The organism is Vibrio wakamikoensis, assembly GCF_050337275.1.
In the GTDB taxonomy this organism is placed as follows: Bacteria; Pseudomonadota; Gammaproteobacteria; order Enterobacterales; family Vibrionaceae; genus Vibrio; species Vibrio chaetopteri.
The window spans coordinates 101,329-123,329 of sequence record NZ_JAKJST010000014.1; the positions used below are offsets into that span (position 1 = coordinate 101,329).

19 protein-coding genes and 1 tRNA gene are annotated in these 22,001 nt (G+C 43.3%); 9 read left to right on the top strand and 11 right to left on the bottom strand.

Features of this window, described 5'->3' with window-relative positions; translation table 11 throughout:
- The first annotated feature begins 458 nt into the window (after positions 1–458).
- Both L4C42_RS05200 and L4C42_RS05205 read left to right on the top strand, forming a co-directional pair.
- Positions 459–1,748 carry an outer membrane protein transport protein gene (locus L4C42_RS05200; protein ID WP_429759647.1) on the top strand — a complete coding sequence of 430 codons (1,290 nt, stop codon included), beginning with the start codon at positions 459–461 and terminating at the stop codon, positions 1,746–1,748.
- A gap of 30 nt (positions 1,749–1,778) precedes the next feature.
- Complete coding sequence (locus tag L4C42_RS05205) at positions 1,779–4,505, top strand: parallel beta-helix domain-containing protein (RefSeq protein WP_429759649.1); 2,727 nt, start codon at positions 1,779–1,781, stop codon at positions 4,503–4,505.
- Between the two features lie 78 nt (positions 4,506–4,583).
- Here the strand turns inward: L4C42_RS05205 and L4C42_RS05210 are convergent, their stop codons facing one another.
- Both L4C42_RS05210 and norR read right to left on the bottom strand, forming a co-directional pair.
- Positions 4,584–4,943: a glutaredoxin family protein gene (locus tag L4C42_RS05210; protein WP_353499095.1), complete on the bottom strand. Its 360-nt coding sequence runs from the start codon at positions 4,941–4,943 to the stop codon at positions 4,584–4,586.
- 139 nt (positions 4,944–5,082) lie between these two features.
- A complete protein-coding gene (gene norR / locus L4C42_RS05215) occupies positions 5,083–6,663 on the bottom strand; it encodes a nitric oxide reductase transcriptional regulator NorR (protein ID WP_429759790.1) in 1,581 nt (526 codons plus the stop codon).
- Positions 6,664–6,959: 296 nt separating this feature from the next.
- Here norR and hmpA point away from each other — a divergent pair, with 296 nt between their 5' ends.
- Positions 6,960–8,159, top strand: coding sequence for an NO-inducible flavohemoprotein (gene hmpA, locus L4C42_RS05220; protein ID WP_418642425.1), 1,200 nt, complete (start codon positions 6,960–6,962; stop codon positions 8,157–8,159).
- A 37-nt stretch (positions 8,160–8,196) separates the two neighbouring features.
- On the opposite strand, the gene L4C42_RS05225 is transcribed toward hmpA, so the two are convergent.
- From L4C42_RS05225 to L4C42_RS05240, 4 genes are all read right to left on the bottom strand, one after another.
- Positions 8,197–8,736: a hypothetical protein gene (locus L4C42_RS05225; RefSeq protein WP_429759652.1), complete on the bottom strand. Its 540-nt coding sequence runs from the start codon at positions 8,734–8,736 to the stop codon at positions 8,197–8,199.
- A complete protein-coding gene (locus tag L4C42_RS05230; protein ID WP_353499098.1) occupies positions 8,733–9,269 on the bottom strand; it encodes a YaeQ family protein in 537 nt (178 codons plus the stop codon). Before L4C42_RS05230 ends, L4C42_RS05225 begins: the two co-directional genes overlap by 4 nt.
- Before the next feature lie 148 nt (positions 9,270–9,417).
- Positions 9,418–9,627, bottom strand: a complete 210-nt coding sequence (locus tag L4C42_RS05235; protein ID WP_042497416.1) for a cold-shock protein — start codon at positions 9,625–9,627, stop codon at positions 9,418–9,420.
- A gap of 428 nt (positions 9,628–10,055) precedes the next feature.
- Entirely contained in the window at positions 10,056–11,219 is a 1,164-nt protein-coding gene (locus L4C42_RS05240) for a threonine/serine exporter family protein (RefSeq protein WP_429759654.1), read from the bottom strand.
- A 462-nt stretch (positions 11,220–11,681) separates the two neighbouring features.
- Between L4C42_RS05240 and L4C42_RS05245 the strand changes: the two genes are divergently transcribed.
- From L4C42_RS05245 to L4C42_RS05255, 3 genes are all read left to right on the top strand, one after another.
- A tRNA-Gly gene (locus L4C42_RS05245) sits at positions 11,682–11,756 on the top strand.
- A gap of 326 nt (positions 11,757–12,082) precedes the next feature.
- On the top strand, positions 12,083–12,679 hold the full coding sequence (locus tag L4C42_RS05250) for a hypothetical protein (protein WP_429759656.1): 597 nt from the start codon (positions 12,083–12,085) through the stop codon (positions 12,677–12,679).
- Positions 12,669–13,196 carry an opioid growth factor receptor-related protein gene (locus L4C42_RS05255; RefSeq protein ID WP_429759658.1) on the top strand — a complete coding sequence of 176 codons (528 nt, stop codon included), beginning with the start codon at positions 12,669–12,671 and terminating at the stop codon, positions 13,194–13,196. The genes L4C42_RS05250 and L4C42_RS05255 overlap by 11 nt, the downstream gene beginning before the upstream one ends.
- A 1,055-nt stretch (positions 13,197–14,251) precedes the next feature.
- Here L4C42_RS05255 and glgC read toward each other — a convergent pair.
- The 3 genes from glgC to L4C42_RS05270 all read right to left on the bottom strand — a co-directional run bounded on the left by glgC (position 14,252) and on the right by L4C42_RS05270 (position 16,280).
- On the bottom strand, positions 14,252–15,508 hold the full coding sequence (glgC, locus tag L4C42_RS05260) for a glucose-1-phosphate adenylyltransferase (protein ID WP_429759660.1): 1,257 nt from the start codon (positions 15,506–15,508) through the stop codon (positions 14,252–14,254).
- Positions 15,509–15,587: 79 nt separating this feature from the next.
- Positions 15,588–15,866, bottom strand: a complete 279-nt coding sequence (locus L4C42_RS05265; RefSeq protein WP_429759662.1) for a hypothetical protein — start codon at positions 15,864–15,866, stop codon at positions 15,588–15,590.
- Positions 15,867–15,926: 60 nt separating this feature from the next.
- On the bottom strand, positions 15,927–16,280 hold the full coding sequence (locus L4C42_RS05270) for a TraR/DksA family transcriptional regulator (protein WP_429759664.1): 354 nt from the start codon (positions 16,278–16,280) through the stop codon (positions 15,927–15,929).
- A 1,075-nt stretch (positions 16,281–17,355) separates the two neighbouring features.
- Here L4C42_RS05270 and L4C42_RS05275 point away from each other — a divergent pair.
- The 3 genes from L4C42_RS05275 to L4C42_RS05285 all read left to right on the top strand — a co-directional run bounded on the left by L4C42_RS05275 (position 17,356) and on the right by L4C42_RS05285 (position 20,306).
- Entirely contained in the window at positions 17,356–17,709 is a 354-nt protein-coding gene (locus L4C42_RS05275; protein ID WP_429759666.1) for a TraR/DksA family transcriptional regulator, read from the top strand.
- 125 nt (positions 17,710–17,834) lie between these two features.
- Positions 17,835–18,980, top strand: coding sequence for an iron-containing alcohol dehydrogenase (locus L4C42_RS05280; protein WP_429759668.1), 1,146 nt, complete (start codon positions 17,835–17,837; stop codon positions 18,978–18,980).
- Positions 18,981–19,277: 297 nt separating this feature from the next.
- Complete coding sequence (locus L4C42_RS05285) at positions 19,278–20,306, top strand: acyltransferase (protein ID WP_429759670.1); 1,029 nt, start codon at positions 19,278–19,280, stop codon at positions 20,304–20,306.
- 994 nt (positions 20,307–21,300) lie between these two features.
- Here the strand turns inward: L4C42_RS05285 and L4C42_RS05290 are convergent.
- Both L4C42_RS05290 and L4C42_RS05295 read right to left on the bottom strand, forming a co-directional pair.
- Positions 21,301–21,579, bottom strand: coding sequence for a hypothetical protein (locus L4C42_RS05290; RefSeq protein ID WP_429759672.1), 279 nt, complete (start codon positions 21,577–21,579; stop codon positions 21,301–21,303).
- A 60-nt stretch (positions 21,580–21,639) separates the two neighbouring features.
- Positions 21,640–21,780 carry a TraR/DksA C4-type zinc finger protein gene (locus L4C42_RS05295; protein WP_429759674.1) on the bottom strand — a complete coding sequence of 47 codons (141 nt, stop codon included), beginning with the start codon at positions 21,778–21,780 and terminating at the stop codon, positions 21,640–21,642.
- Between the last annotated feature and the right edge of the window lie 221 nt (positions 21,781–22,001).

The window sequence follows — 22,001 nt, forward strand, 5'->3', positions numbered from 1 at the left end:
GTTTAATAATAATCAAGGGTAGGTGAGCTATGTATTGAATTAGAGCCTTCTACTTTAGTAATAAAAAATATCGTACGTTAAATGACTCAGAAAGCCAAATATGCGCATTCAGCTATAAAACGATGCTTGATAAATTGCAGGTTAGCCATACGGTAAAGTGCGATTCTGTTATTTTTTAATCCGTTAAATAATTAAATAACGAGACCAGCTTAACGTTTTTGCAACATAAGACTAACTGGATTGGAATTTTCGCTCTAACTTTTTAGATAGTTTGCTCAATAGCTATTTTAAAGAGAGGTGACTCCCCTAAAGCATCATGTCTAATTGCACCCGTTTTATCTTGAAAACAGTGTGCATCAATATCTCAGCATAACAATGGAATGACTTCCTATCATAGTGTGTTTGCCCCAAAACGCACGGAATTTTTGCATCCTTATAAAATCATGGAGTAGATAATAATGGATAAAAGGTATGCGACGCTCTCCCTAGCCGGTTTGCTGGCAATATCCTCCACACCCTTGTGGGCTGCAGGCTTTCAGCTTGCAGAGCATTCGGCTGCAGGCCTTGGTCGAGCGAATGCGGGTGAAGCGGCGATTGCTGATTCAGCAGCAACGATTGCCCATAACAGCGCGGCGATTACTCGTTTTAGTAAAGCGCAACTATCGTTAGGAGCAGCCTATATTGCGCCGCAAGTTCGTGTCACGGGTAATGGACCTTCTGAGAGTTTTAATCGACAGCTGACCAACAACGATGTAGTCGATGATGTCATTGTGCCATCAGCTTACTTTTCCATGCCTATAAATGAACAGTGGCATGTCGGAGTGGGTTTATTTACCGACTTTGGTCTAATGACTGAATATCCTAAAGACTATTTGGCCGGGCCTATTGCTGGCAAAACCAGCTTAAAAACGATGAATATTAACCCTAACGTTGCTTATAAAATCAATGACAGTTTTAGTGTGTCGGTTGGTGCGAGCGCAGTTTATGCTGATGCAGAACTGGAGCGAACCTTAGGTATATTAGCTGATGCAATTAATAGTCAGAATGGTACTAACTTTAATCGCACCGATATTGCAACTTCATTAAAAGGAGATGGTTGGGGGTATGGTTTTAATCTTGGCGTTTTATGGGAGCTAAATGAAAACCATCGCTTTGGGCTTAGCTATCGCTCGAAAGTCGATATTACCTTGAAGGGTGATTACACCACGGATGTTCCCAACGGCATAGTGACTCAGCCAGGTCAAACCGTCGTCGGTGAACTTGAACTTAATTTGCCAAGCATTGCTGAGTTTTCGGGCTATCACCAGGTTACGGAGCCACTTGCACTCCATTACAGCGTCGTAATGACTGGCTGGAGCACTTTCGAAGAAATTCGTGGCACGGTAGATGGCATGACTGTGCTGCAAAAGGATGAAAAATTCGAGGACTCGTTCAAGTACGCACTTGGTCTTACCTATGGTGTTTCTTCTGCCGTCACGTTGCGCACGGGAATTGCCTTTGACCAAACCCCTAACGTCAATCATCCAAGCATTAGCCTACCGGACTCTGACCGTATGAACTACAGCGTAGGTGCTAGCTACGCGTTTAGTGATTCTACTTGGTTAGACTTTGGTTTCAGCTTCATCGACGCGAAAGAAACCACCTTTACTGAAGAGTTAGAGCCAGAAAATTTGCCTGGTACGACAGTGGATTTCAAATCTGAAGGCGACGCTTATTTGTACGCGTTGCAATTCAACCACCGTTTTTAATGGATGACGATTTTTGATAAGGAATGAATCATGATGTCTACGCTTTTAAGACCGCTCTCGCTAGCGGCAATGGTTGCTGTCATCCTTACCGGGTGTAACGGTGACGAATATGAAGAATCTCAGTCCACCGGCGCTTATGCTTTGTCTGACTATGGGTCACCAACGCATTGTGCTGATGGTATGGAGTGGGCGAGCGCAAGTGAAGTGACCGCCATTGAAAACCTAGTAGAACTAGCAGAAAGCAACAGCACTATCACGTTGCCTGAAGGCTGTTTCAAAATGAACAATCAGCTTACTGTTGATTCGAAAGACAACCTAGTGCTCAAAGGGGCGGGGATAACGAAGACCTTTTTGGATTTCTCTAATGTAGATGGCAAGGACGGCATTGCAGTCAGTGGCGGTAGCAATATCGTGATATCTGACTTGCAGGTGTCTGAAGCGTCGAAAAACGGCATCAAAGCGGACTCTGTCGAAGGGCTGATTATTCGTGATGTCGCAACGGTATGGCTGGAAGTACCCCGTGAACGAGATGAAGATGGTTCACTGCGTGGCACGTACGGTATCTACCCTGTGAAATCGCAAAATGTTTTGATCGAAGATACATGGAGCTACGGCAGTGCCGATGCAGGTGTCTATGTGGGGCAAACCATTGGTGCCGTGGTGCGTAACAATGTGGCTGAGAAAAACATCGCAGGTATTGAAATTGAAAACAGCTCGGGCGTTGATGTATACGGCAACCTTGCAGTGGGTAATACCGGCGGCGTCTTACTATTTGATTTGCCTGGTGCAACCACTATTGGCCGTCTAGTTGATGACGTAAGGGTGTTCAATAACACTATTCGCGACAATAACTTAGTTAACTATGTTGATACAACCTGTGATAAAGGCGTTGGTGGTTGTGGCGTGGTGGGTATCGTACCTCCCGGTACAGGTATAGTGATTTTATCTGGCCGTAATGGCGAGTTCTTTAACAACACTATCGATAACCACGACTCAATGGCTGTGGCAATGACCAGCTACTTGTTGGTGAATGACAACCCAGAAGCGTACGTGCCAAGCTTTACTGGCCCAAGTAGCTCTGAAGGAGCTGCGATTTTACAAGGTTGGAACCCAGTACCGACAGGTATGTACTTCCACGATAATTCGGTTACCAATGTGGGCATGAACCCCAACGGTGCCCTCATTGATGATATGGTGCTGGCGTATTCACTTGAGCATCAAGCGTTTCCTGCCGTTTTCTATGATGGCGCCGGTGAGTCGTTGGTGCGCTCGCAAATGTTTACCGAGCTGCGCGATGCGCTTAATGGCACATTTGGTACTGACCGCTGGAACTACTTAACCAATTTTACGGACGCAGATTCAAACTGTGTCATCAACAATACTGGAACCAGTGTTGGTGTGCTGGTGGATCACTTAGACCCAACAGCAATAGGCCGATACTCAGAGAACCCAGCAAACGCAGATTTCCTCTACCAGAACCCTCATACGTCACTGCTGCGCGGTGGGTGTGATGTTAAACAGCCTTTGGCTGTAAACACCGTAACTATTGATAGGGTGGAATATGGTTGGGGCATTACGGATGCAACGCCAGATGATGGAGATTCGGGCTCAGGTAACAATGGCATAGTTGGTAATGAGATGTGTCGTGCTAATACGGCAGGTGATATTAATTGGGCTGCACTGACTCGTGATTCTGCAAGCTTTGCCGAAAACTGTACGAATCTCTCTGACTATCATCTATTCGCTGATGCTAGCGATCCGACTAAGAACCTTAACCTTGCGACATCAGGTAAAGGTACGTTGTATGAAATGAACGTTGAACTGTTTACAGATTACGCTCGCAAGTATCGCTATGTGTTGATGCCAGAAGATGTGTCGGCGACCTACCGTTCTCAAGAAGTGTTCGATTTCCCAGTTGGTACGGTACTAATAAAAACGTTCACATTACCAACGAGTACTGATAATTCGATTGGCGAAGATGAAGAGTTGATCGAGACTCGATTGTTGATTCGTCGTGATTCAGGCTGGGTGGCACTGCCATATGTGTGGAATGAAGATAAAACGGACGCCACACTCACCGCAGTATCTGTACCATTTGAGCGCACTATTGAACATAACGGTGAAAACTTGGCATTTACGTACGAAGTACCAAGCCGTAATGAGTGTACTTTGTGTCACAAAGTTACCGAAGATGTGGCGGATCCTGTAGGTAGTACCCAAGCGGCAGGCTTCTCACCAATTGGACCAAAAGCACGCAATATGAACAGTGTTCGCTCTGTATCTTTAGGTAATCCGATTAACCAACTATTGCACTGGGAAAACTTGGGATTGGTGAGCTTACCGGATACACCGAGCAACTTACCGGCAGTACCAGAGTTTGATACCGAAGCCGGGGCAACCAATTTAACTCCAGCCGAGCTAGAAGACTACGCCAAAGCTTACTTAGATATTAACTGTGCGCATTGCCATCGAACAGAAGGTAAGGCGGCCAGTAACCCATTTAAGTTGGAATATTGGCGAGAAGGTGTCGGTCAAATGGGATTGTGTGCGCGTGGCATTACGTTCCACAAAGGGCCTAGTCCTTATGTAGTGATGCCAGGGGATGCCGACAATTCGGTTCTGCATTATCGAATCAACATCGATAATGGCAACATGATGCCTGAACTTGGTCGTCATGTCGTACACAAAGAAGGAGTGGCTTTGGTTGCTGACTGGATCAACTCTATCGACCCAACAGGATGGGATTGTGTGGAGTAAGTCCGCCAACACTCCCTAGAAAAACGCCCGGCAACATGGCCGGGTGTTTGTTTATTCGGTGACGAGATTCAAAGTGGGTTAGGCAAATTCTTTTTGCAGGTAACTCACAATGTCCGATGACTCATACATCCATGTTTCTTCGCCATTTTCGACGATTTTCAGACATGGCACTTTAACTCGACCGCCGCCATCTAAAAGCTCTTCTCTAGCAACAGGATCGTTTTTCGCGTCTTTCAATTCGATATTGATAGATTGGCGTTTCATTTCACGGCGAACTTTGACACAAAATGGACAAGCTTCGAATTGATAAAGCTGCATCGCCGATGCTTTGGCATCAGCTTGTTGCTGTGCTTCACTGCTGCGTTTTACGCCGCGTGGTGAAAACACAAAGTTCAGCAATAGAATGATTTTGCCTAAAATAATGCGGATGAACTTCATAACTACCTTTCTTTGGGATTTGTTGAGCTTATAGTTGTTATCGTGTTTTTGTTTCCAACACGTACAGCGCCAAATCTTAACACCTCTTTTACTTTACCGATACGTTTAGTCTCTCGATAAACCCATTCGCTAAAGCAGTTTACTCCCTAGATAAACTATGACGCTTGGTGATGCTAAGACCCAAACGCTTAGACAATCGGATAAGATTGGCACGGTCCGTTTTGAGCTCGCGTGCCGCTTGAGCCCAGTTGTAGTCTGCACTGACTAACGCATTTGATATCAATGCTCGTTGATATTCTTCCGTGGCCTCGCGGATTCCAGCGCTCTCTTTTGGAAGCTCAATAGTCGTTGCTTTGGTTTGATTTTGTGGTGGAAGTGCGTCATCAAATTGTCCACAGTCATCGATGGTGACGGACACAACCGCTTTTCCCATCGAGCGGGCTTTTGCTTTTAGGGCCGCACGGTTTATGACATGTTCAAGTTCGCGAACATTGCCTGGCCATGCGTATCGGTTAAGGTGAGTAACGACATTCGGGTTGAGTTTGATCTGGCTGATCCCGAGTTTTCTGCGCACTTGTTCTAAGAAAAAGCCGGTTAGCAGTTCCACATCACCAAGACGTTCTTTTAGTGGAGGAACGGAAATCGGGTAGACGCTGAGACGGTGGTAGAGGTCTGCGCGAAACTTGCCATTTTCCACTTCTAACTTGAGGTCTCGATTGGTTGCCGCCAACACGCGGACGTTAATTTTCTGAATCTGATCTTTACCGACAGGTTGGATCTCATTGTTTTGTAGAGCGCGTAAAAGCTTACTTTGTGCGGCCAGTGGCAATTCCCCAATCTCATCGAGAAACAGGGTGCCACCGTCTGCGAGTGCAAACTTACCTAGGCGGTTTTTATCGGCGCCTGTAAACGCTCCTTTGACGTGGCCAAACAGTTCGCTCTCAATCAGGTTTTCTGGGATGGCCGCGCAGTTCACGTAGACCAAAGGTTGTTGTCTTCGGGTTGATTGGTAATGCAGCGTGCGCGCAACCAGCTCTTTGCCAACGCCTGTTTCACCATGGATCAAAATGTTGAAGTCGGAGGGCGCGACGATCTCAATATCAGATTTAAGCGCTCGCATTGGCTCACTGTTACCGATCATCTCTCCTCCGTCTCGCTCCCAAGCTTCCTCATTGAGCTCTTCGAGAAGTTGCTTCGATTGCTTTGCTTGATATTCTAGCTGAGAGAAAGTGAGTGCCATTTTCAACGTAGAGGCGGCGATAGCAGACAGAACTTCGAGATTTCTCGTTGGAATACTATGAAAGACATTCGGTTCTAGGCTATCTAGCGTTAGCGCTCCCAACATTTTTTCGCCAAAAATCAGCGGAAGCCCCATACAAGAGTGCATTGGCAGGTCGCCGTGATGGTCAATCAATAGACCATCAAAGGGGTCGGGCAGCTCACTATCAGCATCAAAAATCACTGGGCTACTAGCGGCGCAGATTTCAGCGAAACGCGGATGCTCATTAATGACAAAGCGTCGTCCTAATGTATCTCGAGCGAGCCCCTGCATCGCCAGTGGTACTAGCGTGTCTCCCTGCAATGAAAGCAGCGCTACACAATCACAGCGAATGGTTTTCCTGATAGTATTGAGCAGCGAATCGAAACGTTCTTGATCGTTGTTGCTGCTAGCGAGACCAACGGTTAGGTCGATAAGACTTGAGGTGGAGATATCTTGCATGTGGGATACGACGTTGTAAATGAGTATGGTTGTCATTCTAGTGTCATTTGGACATAAATGGAAGTAGTCATTTTGACTCAATTTAGAGTCTAAATGTTCTTTAAAACCAATGAATACCGATGTTTTTATACTTGGCACGAACTCTGCAACACACTGTCTGTAAAATCAGATGTGAACGCGAATAGTTCACTTTTAAATATAAAAAGCGTGCTGCGTTAGCAGGAAACACGTGAGACAGCCAGTCTATTATTATATCTATAAATAAAGTCGTAATTTAAAGCCTTCTAGGGAACACTATGCTAAGTAATCAACATATCGAAATCATCAAAAGCACTATTCCTCTACTTGAGTCAGCTGGACCTGCTCTGACTCAGCATTTCTATCAGCGAATGTTTGCTCATAACCCAGAGCTCAAAGACATTTTTAATATGACTCATCAAAAGTCGGGTCGTCAAAGCGTTGCTTTGTTTGAAGCGGTAGCCGCTTACGCTAAGAACATTGAAAACCTCGCTGCTTTGTCAGCAGCAGTTGAACGTATCGCGCACAAGCATACGAGCTTTCACATCAAAGCTGAGCACTACCAAATTGTTGGGCACCACCTCATTGAGACATTGCGTGAACTGGCGCCAGAGGCGTTCACTCCGGCTGTAGAGGAGGCTTGGACAGAAGCGTATCTATTTTTAGCGCAGATCTTTATCGATCGCGAAGAAGAGCTTTACCAATTGCGTGAAAAAGCACTGGGTGGTTGGCGCGGTACTCGTCGATTCGTCGTCGTCGAAAAAACATCAGAGTCTAAATTAGTCACGAGTTTTGTTCTTGAGCCTGAAGACGGCGGCAAAGTACTCGATTTTCAACCAGGTCAGTATCTGGGAATTCAAGTCTCACCAACGGGCAGTGATAACGTGGAAATTCGACAATATTCACTTTCTCAAGCACCAACGGGCACAAGCTACCGTATCTCTGTGAAAAAAGAGCAATCGAGTGAGCATGCTGATGGTTTGGTCTCTAACTATTTGCATCGTGAGTTAAATGTTGGTTCAACACTAGACGTTATGCCACCTGCTGGCGACTTCTTTTACCAGCCGTCTGATGCACCTGTGGTACTTATTTCTGCCGGTGTGGGCTGCACGCCTATGCAAGCAATGCTACAACAAATCGGTAAGCAAGATTCCTCCCAGCAAGTGACTTACTTACACGCGTGTGAAAATGAGCTGCAGCATTCGTTTGTTGATGAAACGGCGACAATTTTGGCTGCAAACGGCTGGCAACAACATACTTGGTATCGTGAACCACAGGACAAGCATGAAGCGACGAATTGTCACAATGGGATGATGGATTTATCAGCTATCAAAGATTCTCTACCAGTTCATTTTGGTGAGTTCTATCTTTGTGGACCAGTTGGCTTTATGCAGGCCGTGGTGGCACAGCTAGAAGCGATGGATGTGGAGCGCTCACGTATTCACTATGAAGTATTTGGTCCACATGCAAACCTATAACGCTTAGTCTAACTTGTCGGCTAGTTCAATTAGCCGGCTAGTTAAACCATTTTTCAAACCACCTCTCCCAACCGGATGACGGTGGTTTTTTTGATTCAAATTCGCGAAAGCCCTGATAGTAGCTTTGGTTGAATGCTATACGTAAGTCATCGATACTTTTTTGTGTTAGAGGGCTGAGCGTTTCGCTGGTCTGCAGGGCGTGATCATTGGCGAGGCTAAAGTCCATTCCCAAGTACCCTTGGATATAGACCCAGATATGGGTTACTAACATCAGCTCTTCAACAACAGGGAGCTTAAATGCACGGGCATGCTCACTGCCCACTTGTTGCTCAATTGCAGATTGCATCGCCTGAACTTGATTAAGATGTGCATTGAGAGAGGAAAGCGCTTCTACATTAAGTTTGGTGAATAGACCAAGTAGTAAACCAGAAGGGGCATGATCGGGTTTATTCTCTTGTGCTCTAGCGAACAAAAGGTTTTCTCGCTCGCACAAGTTATTCAGAGCTTCTTGGTGCGTCGCTGCAATGCTAAGCGTGTCGGCCTTAATGTCGTTCAGTGCTTCCCTCAGTTCAATCATTTGTCTTGCAATTCCTCTACAGTGACTTCTACTGAGCCACTCTCCGCATCAACAAATAGGGAGGTTCCGGTAATCATGACAGAAAGATCCATTGTTCGAGTAACCAACCCAGTCAGTGATTCGATAGACTCATTATCGAAGCGATAGACGCTAGCATCTAAATAGCCAAATTTACCTTGGTTTTGTTGCCACCATACATCGCTTTTGGTGTTGAAGCTGTAAACCTTGGTTTTCTTGGAGAGTCGAGTGGCTTTCTTAACGCGATCAACATCTGGCTCACCAATATCAATCCAAACCAAGGTTTGATCATCGAGTGATTTTTCCCAAATGTCCGGCTCTTCAATGGTCGATAATCCTTTGGTGAACTGAAGGTCGGGAGATGCGTTTAAGCAGAATGCCATCAGTCTTGCCATCATACGTTGCTGATTTTCAGAAGGGTGCAGGGCGACGGTAAGGTTGAGAGAGTCGTAGTAGTCACGATTCATGTCGGTCAAGGCAACACGAAACTTATAAATGGTTGGTTTTAAGGCCATGAGAATGCTCAAAATTTGTGAATATCGTTTGACTCTATAGTACGCGTCTCACCGCAAAAGGGTACTAACAAAGTAGGGGATTGGGACTAACTGATACAAAAATAGCCAGCAGAGCTGGCTATTTATCAAACGTTACTGGAAGTCAGTCTTAAACTGGAACGATTTCTTCAGCTTGAGGGCCTTTTTGGCCTTGAGTTACTCGGAACTCAACTTTTTGGCCTTCAGCAAGCGTACGGAAACCGTCTGCTTTAATGTTGCTGAAGTGAGCGAAAACGTCTGGACCATTTTCTTGTTGAATGAAGCCAAAGCCTTTAGTTTCGTTGAACCACTTAACTGTACCAGTTACTGTGTTAGACATAGTTATATCCTAAATTTTTTACTATCTTGTTTCTATTGCCAATCCGGCAGCTATAGCGTGGAAAATGAAATTGCTATTGCGTACAACGCGTCGGGGGAATCACGAGAATTCAACGAATGCTTTTTGTATACAATGGAACTTTTTTTCTAGCCAGTAACGAATATAAGCGACTTCTTAGGCAAGTCAAAGAGTGGTGAATATATTAATGTTGAATATTTGATGTGTAGCTCGTTTTTAGATGGCACTTTCATGACATTTCAAACAGATAGCTAAATTTTTGACGCTGGATCAACATCTGAGTAGGATGTGTAAAATATTGATATAAAACATTATTTAGCGCCTCGAAATAATGTTTTGTAAAGATTGTGCAAACAATACGATTATTTTGAAGTGCTAAAGGTTTTTATAGAATTACCAATTAATTAGGCCTATCTCTCTATTTTTGGCGAGTATATTGAGTATGCGGTAATTTGACCAGCCACAATAGCTGAAAACATAAATAATGCGGATAAACCGATATTAGGGATCGGTAAAATCGATTGCTCAAACACAGATTGGCTAGCGCTCACCATAACACGGCTTCCTGGTACCAAGATAATGATGCCCTGAACAATGTAAATGGAACCCGTGAGATCAAGCCTTTTGGCAACCCAGGTGCCATATAAAGTGATGAGCACCGTAGTGACCCAAGTGCCCACAACCCAGCCGCTATCAAACCCTAAATAGAACGGCCCCCACATGCCAAGCACGGCTACGGGTAGTCCCAGTAGAATGTCAGTTGGGCGGGCGTTAAAAATGACGCCAATGGAGGTTGAGATGAGCAATAGCCCAAAACAATGCAGCCATAGCGGGACTTCATTGGTGTAGGACAGAGACTCTGCTTGCCCCCAAAAGGCCTCACCAATATTGAGCCCCATCATCACACCGATAAACAATTTTATGAGGGTGAGGGCGCTTTGCCCCAAAAGAGCGGTACCCGAGACTAAGTCATTAAATGCCAAACACTCAAGTGAGTTGGCGATAGATAAACCGGGCACAAACAAAACGACACTCGCAATACATAACGCCCATATGGGAATTGCAGCGCCGGTACTGGCGATAAATGCCACAAGTACCCCGGTGAGTAGAGCTGAAATGAACTCGACCGCGATAGAGTTGCGCCCACGATAAACAAGCTGACACACCCAAACCATCAAACCTAACAACATAGAAAATGCAATGGCTTCCAACGTGCTGCCTACCAGCATGAGATAAGCGGGTGGGATCCCCATATTAGCCAGGGCGACCACCCACTTTGGGTAACCGACCGGCTCTGGAACCGGCTCATTGCTTGGCTGATTGATTCGAATGATAGTGTTGGCGAGCAAGCTAAGGTTGATGGAGGCGGGTTTTAATCGCTTTAGTACAACCGTGTTGTCTTTATCTGGAAATTGATAGTTGATGGCGGTTGGGGTGGCTTGCACCATGACATCGATGCCGTGTTTTTGCGCGTAGTATTGCGCGTACTTTTCCACTTTATAAGGGGCACATCCACTGCGGTGAAGTGTGTCGCCGATATCTACGATTTTTTTAATTGTTTGAGTGGAAGGCATAGGTTCGTCTAATCAATGTCGTGGTGCCACTTCGGTGGCGTAAAGGTACCAAAGCTTCAAGGGTTTTTCGATAGTTAATATTCAATTTGCTATCAATTTTATTCACTGTAACAGAACGCATTGCAGCAGTCAGATGGCGAACCGCAAACGTTTCAATGTCTTAGAAAGCTGATTGATAACAAACGATAGGTAGACTTGGTAGTCGCTATATTTAACACGCTTCTCTAACTATTGACTATCAGATTTAATTTCGATTTGAAGAAGTACTATTTATACGAGCGAACGGTTCTTCGCTTCGAAAAGGAAAAGTGAGATTTACCTCTCACTTTTCCTTTTCGTATCAGTGTGATAGTGCAATTAAGAAGCAAATCGAAGCAAAGATGCGCAGTTAACCCAGAATGTTCAAAAAGAGGCTTTTCTTTTCTATCAGATGTGGCATATTAACTCTCGTCCCACGATGATGCGTGCATCGTATAATGGCTATTACCTCAGCCTTCCAAGCTGATGATGCGGGTTCGATTCCCGCTGCACGCTCCAATCTTTGCTTCCTAAGTATACTGCTAAAATAACCCTTAATTTCAAGTGTTTAATCGTTCTATAAATCAACCGATCAAAGCCCCCAACTCCATAAGTTTGAACCGTTCTATCTGCGGTTGAGACCATTTTGAGACCAAATCTAGACCATGATACTTTTGTAGTAAAAATGGTGTTAATTGATTTTAAATGGTCAAGTTGTCAGCTCACTATTAACAATACTTATCCGAACCTACGCTTCTTTAAAGAACTAGTGGGTCATCCACAATGCTTAAGCTTCCGGCTTTTTTACTCAAAAGGTGTCACCACATTTGCTTGAAAAGAAAAATATGAAACGTTCGCTAATTGGCCTTTTAGGTTTGGCGCAACTATTACTGTGCTCTTTACCCGCTAAGGCGGAGGTAGAGTCATATCCGTATCACCTGGCGCGCATTACATTAACTGAGAAATTGGTTATCGAACGAGATAGAGAAGTGGCTAGTCTCGCTGTTGATGGCTCAGAAATGTATCACTTTCTTCAACAGCAAATTGAACAGCAAGGTATCTTCTTTTTGTCGGTTGAACTTCCATGGATATTGGTACCTGAACGTGTGTTAGTGACTGACTATCAGCACGTTTCTGAAGATGGTGAAAACTACTATGTCCCGATGGAAAGTGCAGAGTACTTCCTTCCAGACTTGGCTGGCTTTGAAAAAGGCTTTAACCGAAAGCGAATGTTTAGGTTTAGCGAAAGCACACAATACCAAGGCTATTATCAAGCCTTTAAAATGCATTGCTTCAGCAGTATTTGCAGCTATCAGCTGAGGTTAGTGCCACCAGACCCTGAGCGTGCTGCGGCAACCTATAAGGCCGTTTATCCCCTCCTTGAAGGTAATTATGTAACCGACCCTGATTTTCGACTTTTGGATGTCACTTATGAAGATTGAACAGTCCGCATTAATCGCCTTTCAACTCGGAATAGGTACCGATCACCAAGGGCGATTCATTAACGAGATATGGGACTATACTAGTTTTTGGCTTGAGCATGATCACAAGTATATCCAATGGCTATTTCCTATCGATACCCAAACCAAGTTCAACCGACATGCTCCTGTTTTAACCACTGATGACAGAGCTGCATTTTTTGAGTCGGAAGCACTTCAGCAAGCGCAGCAAAAATCTTTAGATTTGTTGCTCCGCTTTTTTGGTTTGCAGTGGCAAGAGGGTGAAATCGTTCCTACCGCTCAGTTAAATATCCGCGATCATATCTGGTTGAAACGGGGTGGACATAACCACTTACGTATTTCACGAATCATCAGAAGCCTTGCGCTTTGTGGACAACACGAGCTCAGTTACCAATTTCAGCAGGCTGTGATTAAGGTCGCGAAAGAGTATGGAGAGGTTAGTGATGAGTCGATAGATTATTGGTTGAAGGCTGGGGATGACCTTAATTCGGATTCATGAAGAGAGTTAAAGAAGTTATGAAGCAGCGGCCAATTTGACTTGGCCACTGCAGTCTATATATGCCTAGAATGTGTTTTTAATGACTTATTTATCAGTATCTTATTTCCTTGCTTGAACTTGGTATTGAAGCTTGCTCGTGTGCAATAAGTTTTTTTATTGCCTGATTGATAACAATGATGTCGTCTAGAACTGTCACATTGTCGACGGCATCGAGCAACGACTCTTTACTGCAAGGTGGGATCCTTTCGATATTTTTTATTTTTCCGCGAGTGGTATTTTTAAGAAGATCGAATGTTGAATGATTCATGTAATAAGCCTGAAAGACGTTGTAGTATTAGGAGAACGTTTGCGCGAAATATATACATGTTTTCCAGGTACTTCAAATACTGCTTGGGAATGTATTTGAGTCTCTCATTCCTGCTGCGAATGTTTCCTGCTCGTGTTTTCGAGTGTGAATGTTAACCCTATGAAGTACAAGAACTAATCAGCTCTCTGTTTCGATATTTATTAACAGGCTGGCTAAGTAATGAGTCTATTATTGTGAACTCGCGCTAGTTTTATTGGAATTGATGAGCGGTAGACGTGGGCGGTACACAATGTCCGCTGGGACAAGAAATTGTCAATATTTTCGCTATAGAGTAAAATTTATTAAATGAATCTGTTCATAGCTAAATGGAGGCAAGTGACAGAAATTAGCAGTTGGTGTATGAAAAATGCGCACGCGCATTATGCAGTCTGTGCATTAATTCGCAGGCTTAGACTTTATTCTATTGAATTTAAAGAGTTATTTTGTCAGTATCTCGATTGAACGATGTTGCTGGCTTTGGTTGAATTTGCTACACATTTTTAGTGGATAACTTGTAATAAAACGTTTGCTTCATAGAGTTGACAGAATGCAAGCAAAACAGGAAAGAGGAGTGAATACATCAAGGGGAACAAGTATTCACTGAGGCGAGTTCCCATCGCTAAGCCTTACTCATTAACGGCGAGCTACCTTTACCTCATACAATCGTAGAACTCGGAACTGCACTGTTCAATGTTTTTTCTGTCGTACGTTAGAGCATTTCTGATGTCACCAGCACAATACCAGTTTCAGATACGGTGTAGTGCTTTTCATCTTCTTCTCTGTCGTAACCGATAACACTCCCATCGGGGATAACACAGCCTTCACCAACGATGACTTTTTTTAGTTTACAGCGTTTACCAATATGGGAGGCAGGCAAGAGAATGGAGTCTTCTACGACGGTTTTTTCATTTATGTAGACGTCAGATGAGACTAATGTTCGAATAATGGATGCGCCTGAAATAATGGCTCCGGCACATGCGACGGAGTCAACGGCGCTGCCTTGACGTTCAGGATCATTAAATAGAAACTTAACACCAGGACGTTGAACTTGATTAGTCATGATTGGCCATTGTTGGTCATAAAGATTTAACTCTGGCGTTGGTGATAGTAGATCCATAGAGGCTGTGTAGTATTCCTCAAGATTACCCACGTCTCTCCAATAACCGTTGCCTCCAGGGTGCCCTTTATCCGTGAAAACATAACCCTTGAGTTTTGCTCTCCCAATTAAGCTAGGGATGATATTGTGGCCAAAATCATGTTTGTATTCTGGGCTTTCAAGCGCTTGTTTTAGCTCGCAATCTAGTACATCAATATTGAAAATGTAGATCCCCATTGAGATAAGAGCTTTAGAGGGGTCATTAGGCGTGGGCGTAGGGTTAGTCGGCTTTTCGACAAAATTAATGATGTCAGCCTCAGAGTTGAGTCCCATCACCCCAAATTCGGATGCTTGCTCTATTGGCTTCTCAATACAGGCTACGGTGACATCTGCACCACTTTCGACATGAAAGTTAACCATTCGAGAGTAATCCATTTTATAGATGTGATCGCCACCTAAGATAAGCACGCGCTCTGTTGATTCTTGGCGCTTCAATAAATCTAAGTTCTGATAGATGGCATCTGCCGTTCCTCTATACCAACTTTCTCCAACTCGCTGTTGTGCAGGGATAATGTGTACACCTTCTCCTAAAGCGGAGTAGCTTGACTGCCACCCAAATTGGATGTGGCTAATGAGATCGTGTGCCATATATTGAGTTAGAACACCAACTCGACGAATACCAGAGTTAATACAGTTCGATAGGGCAAAATCAACAATTTTAAATTTGCCACCAAATGATACTGCCGGTTTAGCGACACTTGACGTTAACCCTTTAAGTCTTGTCCCTTTACCTCCGGCCAGTATCATGGCCGTCGTATTTCTCAATCGTGCGTTACTCGAAATGTGAGAGTAGTTATTTCCTTTATTCATTTTCAATCCATTAAATTAGTGAGGGAGAGTCGGAGCAGTGTATCCATAACAATGTGGAGGGAGAGCCCTGGGCAATACGTTATCTAGCAATGTGGCCTTCATTGATAACAAGCTCGTAATCATTACAGAGCTGTATCAGTATTTGTCTTGCCCTTGGGTTTAACATTTTAACTCGACGGCTGGTCCAGTTTTCTGCAATGTATTTTCCTACTTCAACACCCGCCGCAGGGAAGTCACAGAAATATTCCATTAAGTAGGCTTCTGCTTCTTTTAAAGACAGTCCATTCTTATCCCAGTCGACCATTCTTTGCCCGGTGAGGCTATACCAATCGTTAAATGAATGAGAAGTGGCGTTCATCATATTTTCCTAATATTCAAAGCACTAAAAAGGCAGAGTCCTACTGCCAATATATCAATCTTATCGAGCATAAAGGTGTTGGTTCATTTCTTTTTTTGATTGACAACTAATGCAGTGTGTACACGTGACATCAAAGGCTAAGCGAGCCGGTTCGATGTCGTCACCACATGCCTGACAATACCCGTAATCATTCAAAGATACTTTTGCTTTAGCGAGAGTTAATGCATTTGCGCGTGCATTCAAACGACCCATAATCGTGTTGAGTTGGTAGTGGTGTTGCAATTGGTCAGCCGTATCGCAGCAATCGCTTGATTGAACGGCGGATTGGCTTAATTGTGTTCGGGTATCGTCGATACTCGCTAGAGCAAGACTAAGCTCTTCTTGAATACGAGCTTGAATGTGATTCAAATCCATGTGTTGTTTTCCTTTTATGCGCAAAAAGCTATTTGTCAAAATAAAGTAGCCCCGAGAAGTAAAACCATCATCGGGTCTAAATTGACGCAGTAGCCCCCATGCTACTTATGTTGCTCAATGCAAATCATCCTTAATGAGCGGGCTGTTATCGTCCAGCTCCTGGCTCCATTCGCTGTCCTAGCGTTGTCCTATGATTCCGTTCTGGTTTTTCTGTCCTCAAAAACCATGTCCGTCCCTAAAGGCATTCTTTTTAACTCGACTAGCCCCGTCGATGAGAGATATTTTACGTGCTCAGGAATTGAAATGGGTGTTAACGCTAGGTAAAGAATGATTTAACAGAGCAATGTACGGGTTGGTGGAACAATAAAACAAAGGGTTATGCGTATGGGCAAGTAGGTTTAGCGATGAATCCAGATGCATTATGTCCATCGCTATGGACGATCTCTTACAAGTTTTGCTGACACTATGCTGACATTGAGACTATAAGCAACTTATTTATGTTAGTCATAATTCACACACCCAATGATTTGAATTCAATGCATAGGAACAAGGCTTAACACCGAGTTGAGTTAATGATATTACCCTACTGATTAACGGTTCGGTAATAATACTTCCGCTGACCTTTGACATTAATGTAAGTCTCATTGATCAGCCACGAAGCAGCCACAGGCTTCTTTTTTCTGGGGGGGTGGGAATGAATGATTTCGCAGACCACTAGCTGGCGTGATTGCTATTTGTTTTTTGTATGATGCGATACAGGCCTTTAACTGCAAAGTGAGATATTTACCCTAAGGCTTGTGAGATAACGCTTACATTTGGAGTGGTTTTTCAGCGGTTGAGTATTGTTTTTTGTAAGCTAAAAATTACTAACTTACTAATAGTTATAGGTATGTTCATTGTTGGCGGTATTTTGTTCCGTTTTTTACATTTTTATGTCATTTATTCTAACTCTTCTCCTTTTATTATGTTGCGGTATCAAAGGACGAGCATTTTTTCGTTCTATTACTTGTACACCAATGGGCAAGATGCCCGAGCAAGATACTTCTTTTACCAATTTATTATATGGAAATGATGAATGGACTTCACTACAGCCAAAAATATTACTTGCTCTGAGTTAGCGCAAGTTACGCAAGACCTTTCAACATCCAAAGCACTATTAAGTGCCGTAACGGAAAGAGTCACTGATTCATGCGATGTTGCGGGCATAGCACAACAGCAAGCCGGTATTGAACAAAGGATGAGACGTTTAGTCACTCGTCTATCTGCGCTTGAGCAAACACTTATTAGTATCGACAACTATGATTTTGGGCTTTGTCAAAATTGTGGAGAAGCCGTTGAGTTAGCTCGGTTGCAATTTGACGTTACTTGCCGTTGTTGTGTGACTTGTCAGGGCATTATCGAGAAAAAAAGTCATCTATACGTAGACTAGCATTAGTCCGTTAATATCAGGCGAGATGTCAGGTGACAACAAAGACATTCAGCCCATTATATAATTATTATAATCTAATGAATACGATCTGATATTATCTTTCATACTTTAAAAGGAATATAAAAATGAGCGCCATAATTTTACCATCTACTAATTTAATTGGTAGGGGTTGCCTAGTTCAAGCGATGGATATCATTAAGAACCAGGAGTTTAAAAAAGTGCTAATAGTCACTGACTCAGTATTAAGTGAAGTTGGTCTGGTCAAGAAAGTAACGTGTGAACTTGAGAAAAGGGATATTGAGTTTCATGTCTTTGATGGAACTCAGCCGGATCCAACGATTAATAACGTAGAACAAGGGTTGGATGAGTTATCTAAACATCGCAGTGATTTAATTGTGTCAATTGGTGGTGGTTCGCCACATGATTGCGCAAAGGGCATTGCCTTGGTGGCGACAAACGGTGGAAGCATCCGTGATTATGAAGGATTGAATATTGCTTCAAAACCAGCAATGCCTTTAATTTCGATTAATACGACCGCAGGAACGGCGTCTGAGATGACAATGTTCTGTGTCATTACTGATCCTGTAAGGGGAAAGAAAATGGCGATTATAGATCAGAAAGTAACGCCATTAATTTCAGTTAATGACCCTCAATTGATGCTAGCGATGCCTGCTTCGTTGACAGCAGCAACAGGGATGGACGCTTTAACTCATGCTGTCGAAGCTTATGTATCAGTGGCGGCGAACCCAATAACGGACACTGTTGCGTTAAAAGCGATTGAAATGATTGCAACGTATTTACCTAAATGTGTTGATAATGGGAATGACATTGAAGCAAGAGAGCAAATGGCTTATGCCCAATTTATGGCAGGGGTAGCTTTCAATAATGCTCTTTTAGGTTATGTTCATGCAATGGCTCACCAAGTCGGCGCTACCTACCACCTGCCACATGGCGTATGCAACGCTATACTTTTGCCGCACGTACAGCGCTTCAATGCTCCTGCAAATCCAACAAAGTTTGCAGAAATTGCTAAGGCTATGGGAAAAGATATCGATGGCGTTGATATTGAACAAGCCAGTTTGTTAGCAGCAGATGCGATGGCTGAGTTGGCGCAGCGTACAGGTATTCCAGCAAAGTTGAGTGACTTAGGCGTGGATGGGAATGACATAGAAATGTTGGCTTCAAAAACTCTGGAAGATGTTTGTTGTATGACTAATCCTAGGCAAGCCTCGAAGAAACAGATTAAAGAGATATTTGAAGCGGCGCTATAGCACCCCGAAAGCTCTAGGTAAGATCTCTTTCATGCTTGATGCAGCCAATACGCTACATCAAGTATGAAAGGTATAAAAATATCATTTACATTAAGACCTCAATTACATCGTTCCATATAAGGAAGTGTGGTGAGTATATGTATCGAAGTCAACGGCTCTTAGCTCTTAGTCCTATCCACCCATCAAACCTATGGGTACGACCAGAGTGTGGTTGTACTGGCCGGGGGCGTATCGATGACGTATTTGACTATTTTTATGAGTGGAAAGTAGCCTGTATTATTTTTAGTAGTGGTAAATATGAGTAAAACAAGAAAAATAGCAAGTATTGAGATGGCTAGGCTAATAGCGTTTTTAGCAGTAGTCTTGATTCACGGTCAATTTCTTATGAGTATTGAAGTTGGTACTGCCGGGGAGCCTTGGCTAGGTTACATCGGAAATCAACTCGCTCGTTTTGCTGTACCGCTCTTTTTCTTGATGTCTGGTTATCTTATACAGCCGAAACTGTATTCAAAGCCTTTTGAAACTGCATCTCAATATTCTATACCTTTGATACGCTTGTGGTTGATATGGTCGGTTATTTCACTGGTGATGCCTTTTAACTTGGGCACAGTGATGGAACAAGGCTATCTCACCGAGAGGCAGGGATATTGGGATTCATTAATGATTAACCCTCTGAATTCAATCCTAGAGGGAGGGCTGGTCCATTTATGGTTCTTGCCTGCTTTGGTGATGGCAGTTTATATCATTGCGTTTGCCGTTAGCTTCAAAAATGTTCAATGGATTTTGGTGTTTGCTTCTTTATTATACTTGTATGGCTTGTTGGGGGGGAGCTATCAAGTAATGAGTGGCCATGAAGCGCCAGTGTTTACAAGAAATGGTCCATTTTTTAGTCTGCTGTTGGTCAGTCTTGGTTGTGAGATAAGACGTCTCAATATAAAGCTAAACTCGCGAGATGCGATCAAGGTAATGTTAGTTGGTTTAATGGTTCACTTTTTCGAGGCTAGCGTTTTACATCAGCTAGGCTATGAGTTTAGTTTAAACGATTATCTGGCCGGTACCGTACCGTGGGCGGTTGGCTGCTTTTTATGGTTGCTGGCTAATCCAGATTGGGGTAATTATCCTTTTGTATCTAAAATCTCAAATCGAATATTGTCACTCTATGTAGTGCATCTTCTTGTGATTATCGTCATGTTTAATGTATGTGGGATTTTAGGTCTGAATGGGTTGTCAAAGGACATTGTTGTATTGGTTGGGACATTAGCGTTGTCCTATAGCCTTGTCTGTTTACTCGAGCGAACGCCGTTATCGTTTATGGTAAAGCGTTAATTGCTATTATTGGAAAGAGTCATTATGACGCTATGACGTTTGTATGAACTATGTGGTTTGCAAAGACATCTACCTGCTGGTATACAAGTGATGGAGTTGGTTTTGCAATAAAAACGCCCTTTGCTGACAACAGAAAAGGGCGTTTTCGTTGGAGAATCAGTCTACTTTCGTTCTTATTCCTCGCTGTTCTTCATCCAAGATATTTTCTGATAGGAATTGGTCTATATAAGTCACGAAAATGTTTTAATGACCGATTTTTCAGTATCTTACTTCCTTACTTGAATTTGGTATTGAAGCTTGCTCGTGTGCAATTAGTTTTTTTATTGCCTGATTGATAACGATGATGTCGTCTAGATCTGTCACATTGTCGACGGCATCGAGTAACGACTCTTTACTGCAAGGTGGGATCCTTTCGATATTTTTTATTTTTCCGCGAGTGGTATTTTTAAGAAGAGCGAATGTTGAATGATTCATGTAATAAGCCTGTAAGACGTTGTTGTAGTATTAGGAGAACGTTTGCGCGAAATATATACATGTTCGTCAGATACTTCAAATACCGTTTGGGAATGTCTTTAAGTCTAGTATTTGCGCCATGAATGCTTTCTGGCTGTGTTTTTCGAGTGTGAATGTTAAGCCTATGAAGAACAAGAACTAATCAATGCTCTGTTTCGATATTTGTTTACAGACTTACTAAGTAATGAACTTATTATTGTGAACTTGTACTAGTTTTATTGGGATTGATGAGCCGTAGACGTAGGGTGGATAACTTGTAATAAACCGTTTACTTCACTGAGTTGATCGGTTGCAAGCAAAACAGCAAAGAGCAGTGAATACATCAAGGGGAACACGTATTCACTGAGGCGAGTTCCCATCGCTAAGCCATACTCATTAACGGCGAGCTACCGACTACCTTTCTTAACTTTAGTTTATGTGCAGAGAACTTCAAGGCATAAGCGGTCGTTTGGCATTTTCATGGTGACAGCGAGGCAATATGTTATCTAGTAATGTGTCCTTCAATGAGAACAAGCTCGTAGTCATTACAGACCTGTATCAGTATTTGTCTTGCTCTTGGGCTTAACATTTTAACTCGACGGCTGGTCCAGTTTTCTGCAATGTATTTTCCTACCTCAACACCCGCCGCAGGGAAGTCACTGAAATATTCCATTAAGTAGGCTTCTGCTTCTTTTAAAGACAGTCCATTGTTATCCCAGTCGGCCATTCTTTGTCCGGTGAGGCTATACCAAACGTTAGATGAATGAGAAGTGACGTTCATCATATTTTCCTTAATATTCAAAGCACTAAAAAGGCGAGTCCTACTGCTAATATATCAATCTTATTGAGCATAAAGGTGCTGGTTCATTTCTTTTTTTGATTGACAACTAATGCAGTGTGTACACGTGACATCAAAGGCTAAGCGAGCCGGTTCGATGTCGTCACCACATGCCTGACAATACCCATTATCATTCAAATCCATGTGTTGTTTTCCTTGGCTTGTTTGCCTTCCTTGTAACTCGTCTAGCCCCGTCGATGAGAGATGTTTTACGTGCTCAGGAAATGAAATGAGTGTTAACGCTGAGTAAAGATTGATTTGATTGATTAATAGAAGGGCTGGTAGAACGAAAAAACTGAGGATTATGTGTAAGGGCAAGTAGGTATGACTATAAATCCAGATGCACTATGCCATTGCTATGGACG

Coding starts and splice junctions, on each gene's coding strand:
- L4C42_RS05255 (WP_429759658.1), top strand. CDS start 12,669: ATGAAGATTGAACAGTCCGCATTAATCGCCTTTCAACTCGGAATAGGT.
- L4C42_RS05240 (WP_429759654.1), bottom strand. CDS start 11,219: ATGCCTTCCACTCAAACAATTAAAAAAATCGTAGATATCGGCGACACA.
- L4C42_RS05270 (WP_429759664.1), bottom strand. CDS start 16,280: ATGGATTTGAATCACATTCAAGCTCGTATTCAAGAAGAGCTTAGTCTT.
- L4C42_RS05265 (WP_429759662.1), bottom strand. CDS start 15,866: ATGAACGCCACTTCTCATTCATTTAACGATTGGTATAGCCTCACCGGG.
- L4C42_RS05235 (WP_042497416.1), bottom strand. CDS start 9,627: ATGTCTAACACAGTAACTGGTACAGTTAAGTGGTTCAACGAAACTAAA.
- L4C42_RS05290 (WP_429759672.1), bottom strand. CDS start 21,579: ATGAACGTCACTTCTCATTCATCTAACGTTTGGTATAGCCTCACCGGA.
- hmpA (WP_418642425.1), top strand. CDS start 6,960: ATGCTAAGTAATCAACATATCGAAATCATCAAAAGCACTATTCCTCTA.
- norR (WP_429759790.1), bottom strand. CDS start 6,663: ATGCAAGATATCTCCACCTCAAGTCTTATCGACCTAACCGTTGGTCTC.
- L4C42_RS05250 (WP_429759656.1), top strand. CDS start 12,083: ATGAAACGTTCGCTAATTGGCCTTTTAGGTTTGGCGCAACTATTACTG.
- L4C42_RS05225 (WP_429759652.1), bottom strand. CDS start 8,736: ATGATTGAACTGAGGGAAGCACTGAACGACATTAAGGCCGACACGCTT.
- L4C42_RS05275 (WP_429759666.1), top strand. CDS start 17,356: ATGGACTTCACTACAGCCAAAAATATTACTTGCTCTGAGTTAGCGCAA.
- L4C42_RS05295 (WP_429759674.1), bottom strand. CDS start 21,780: ATGGATTTGAATGATAATGGGTATTGTCAGGCATGTGGTGACGACATC.
- L4C42_RS05210 (WP_353499095.1), bottom strand. CDS start 4,943: ATGAAGTTCATCCGCATTATTTTAGGCAAAATCATTCTATTGCTGAAC.
- L4C42_RS05230 (WP_353499098.1), bottom strand. CDS start 9,269: ATGGCCTTAAAACCAACCATTTATAAGTTTCGTGTTGCCTTGACCGAC.
- L4C42_RS05200 (WP_429759647.1), top strand. CDS start 459: ATGGATAAAAGGTATGCGACGCTCTCCCTAGCCGGTTTGCTGGCAATA.
- L4C42_RS05285 (WP_429759670.1), top strand. CDS start 19,278: ATGAGTAAAACAAGAAAAATAGCAAGTATTGAGATGGCTAGGCTAATA.
- L4C42_RS05280 (WP_429759668.1), top strand. CDS start 17,835: ATGAGCGCCATAATTTTACCATCTACTAATTTAATTGGTAGGGGTTGC.
- glgC (WP_429759660.1), bottom strand. CDS start 15,508: ATGAATAAAGGAAATAACTACTCTCACATTTCGAGTAACGCACGATTG.
- L4C42_RS05205 (WP_429759649.1), top strand. CDS start 1,779: ATGATGTCTACGCTTTTAAGACCGCTCTCGCTAGCGGCAATGGTTGCT.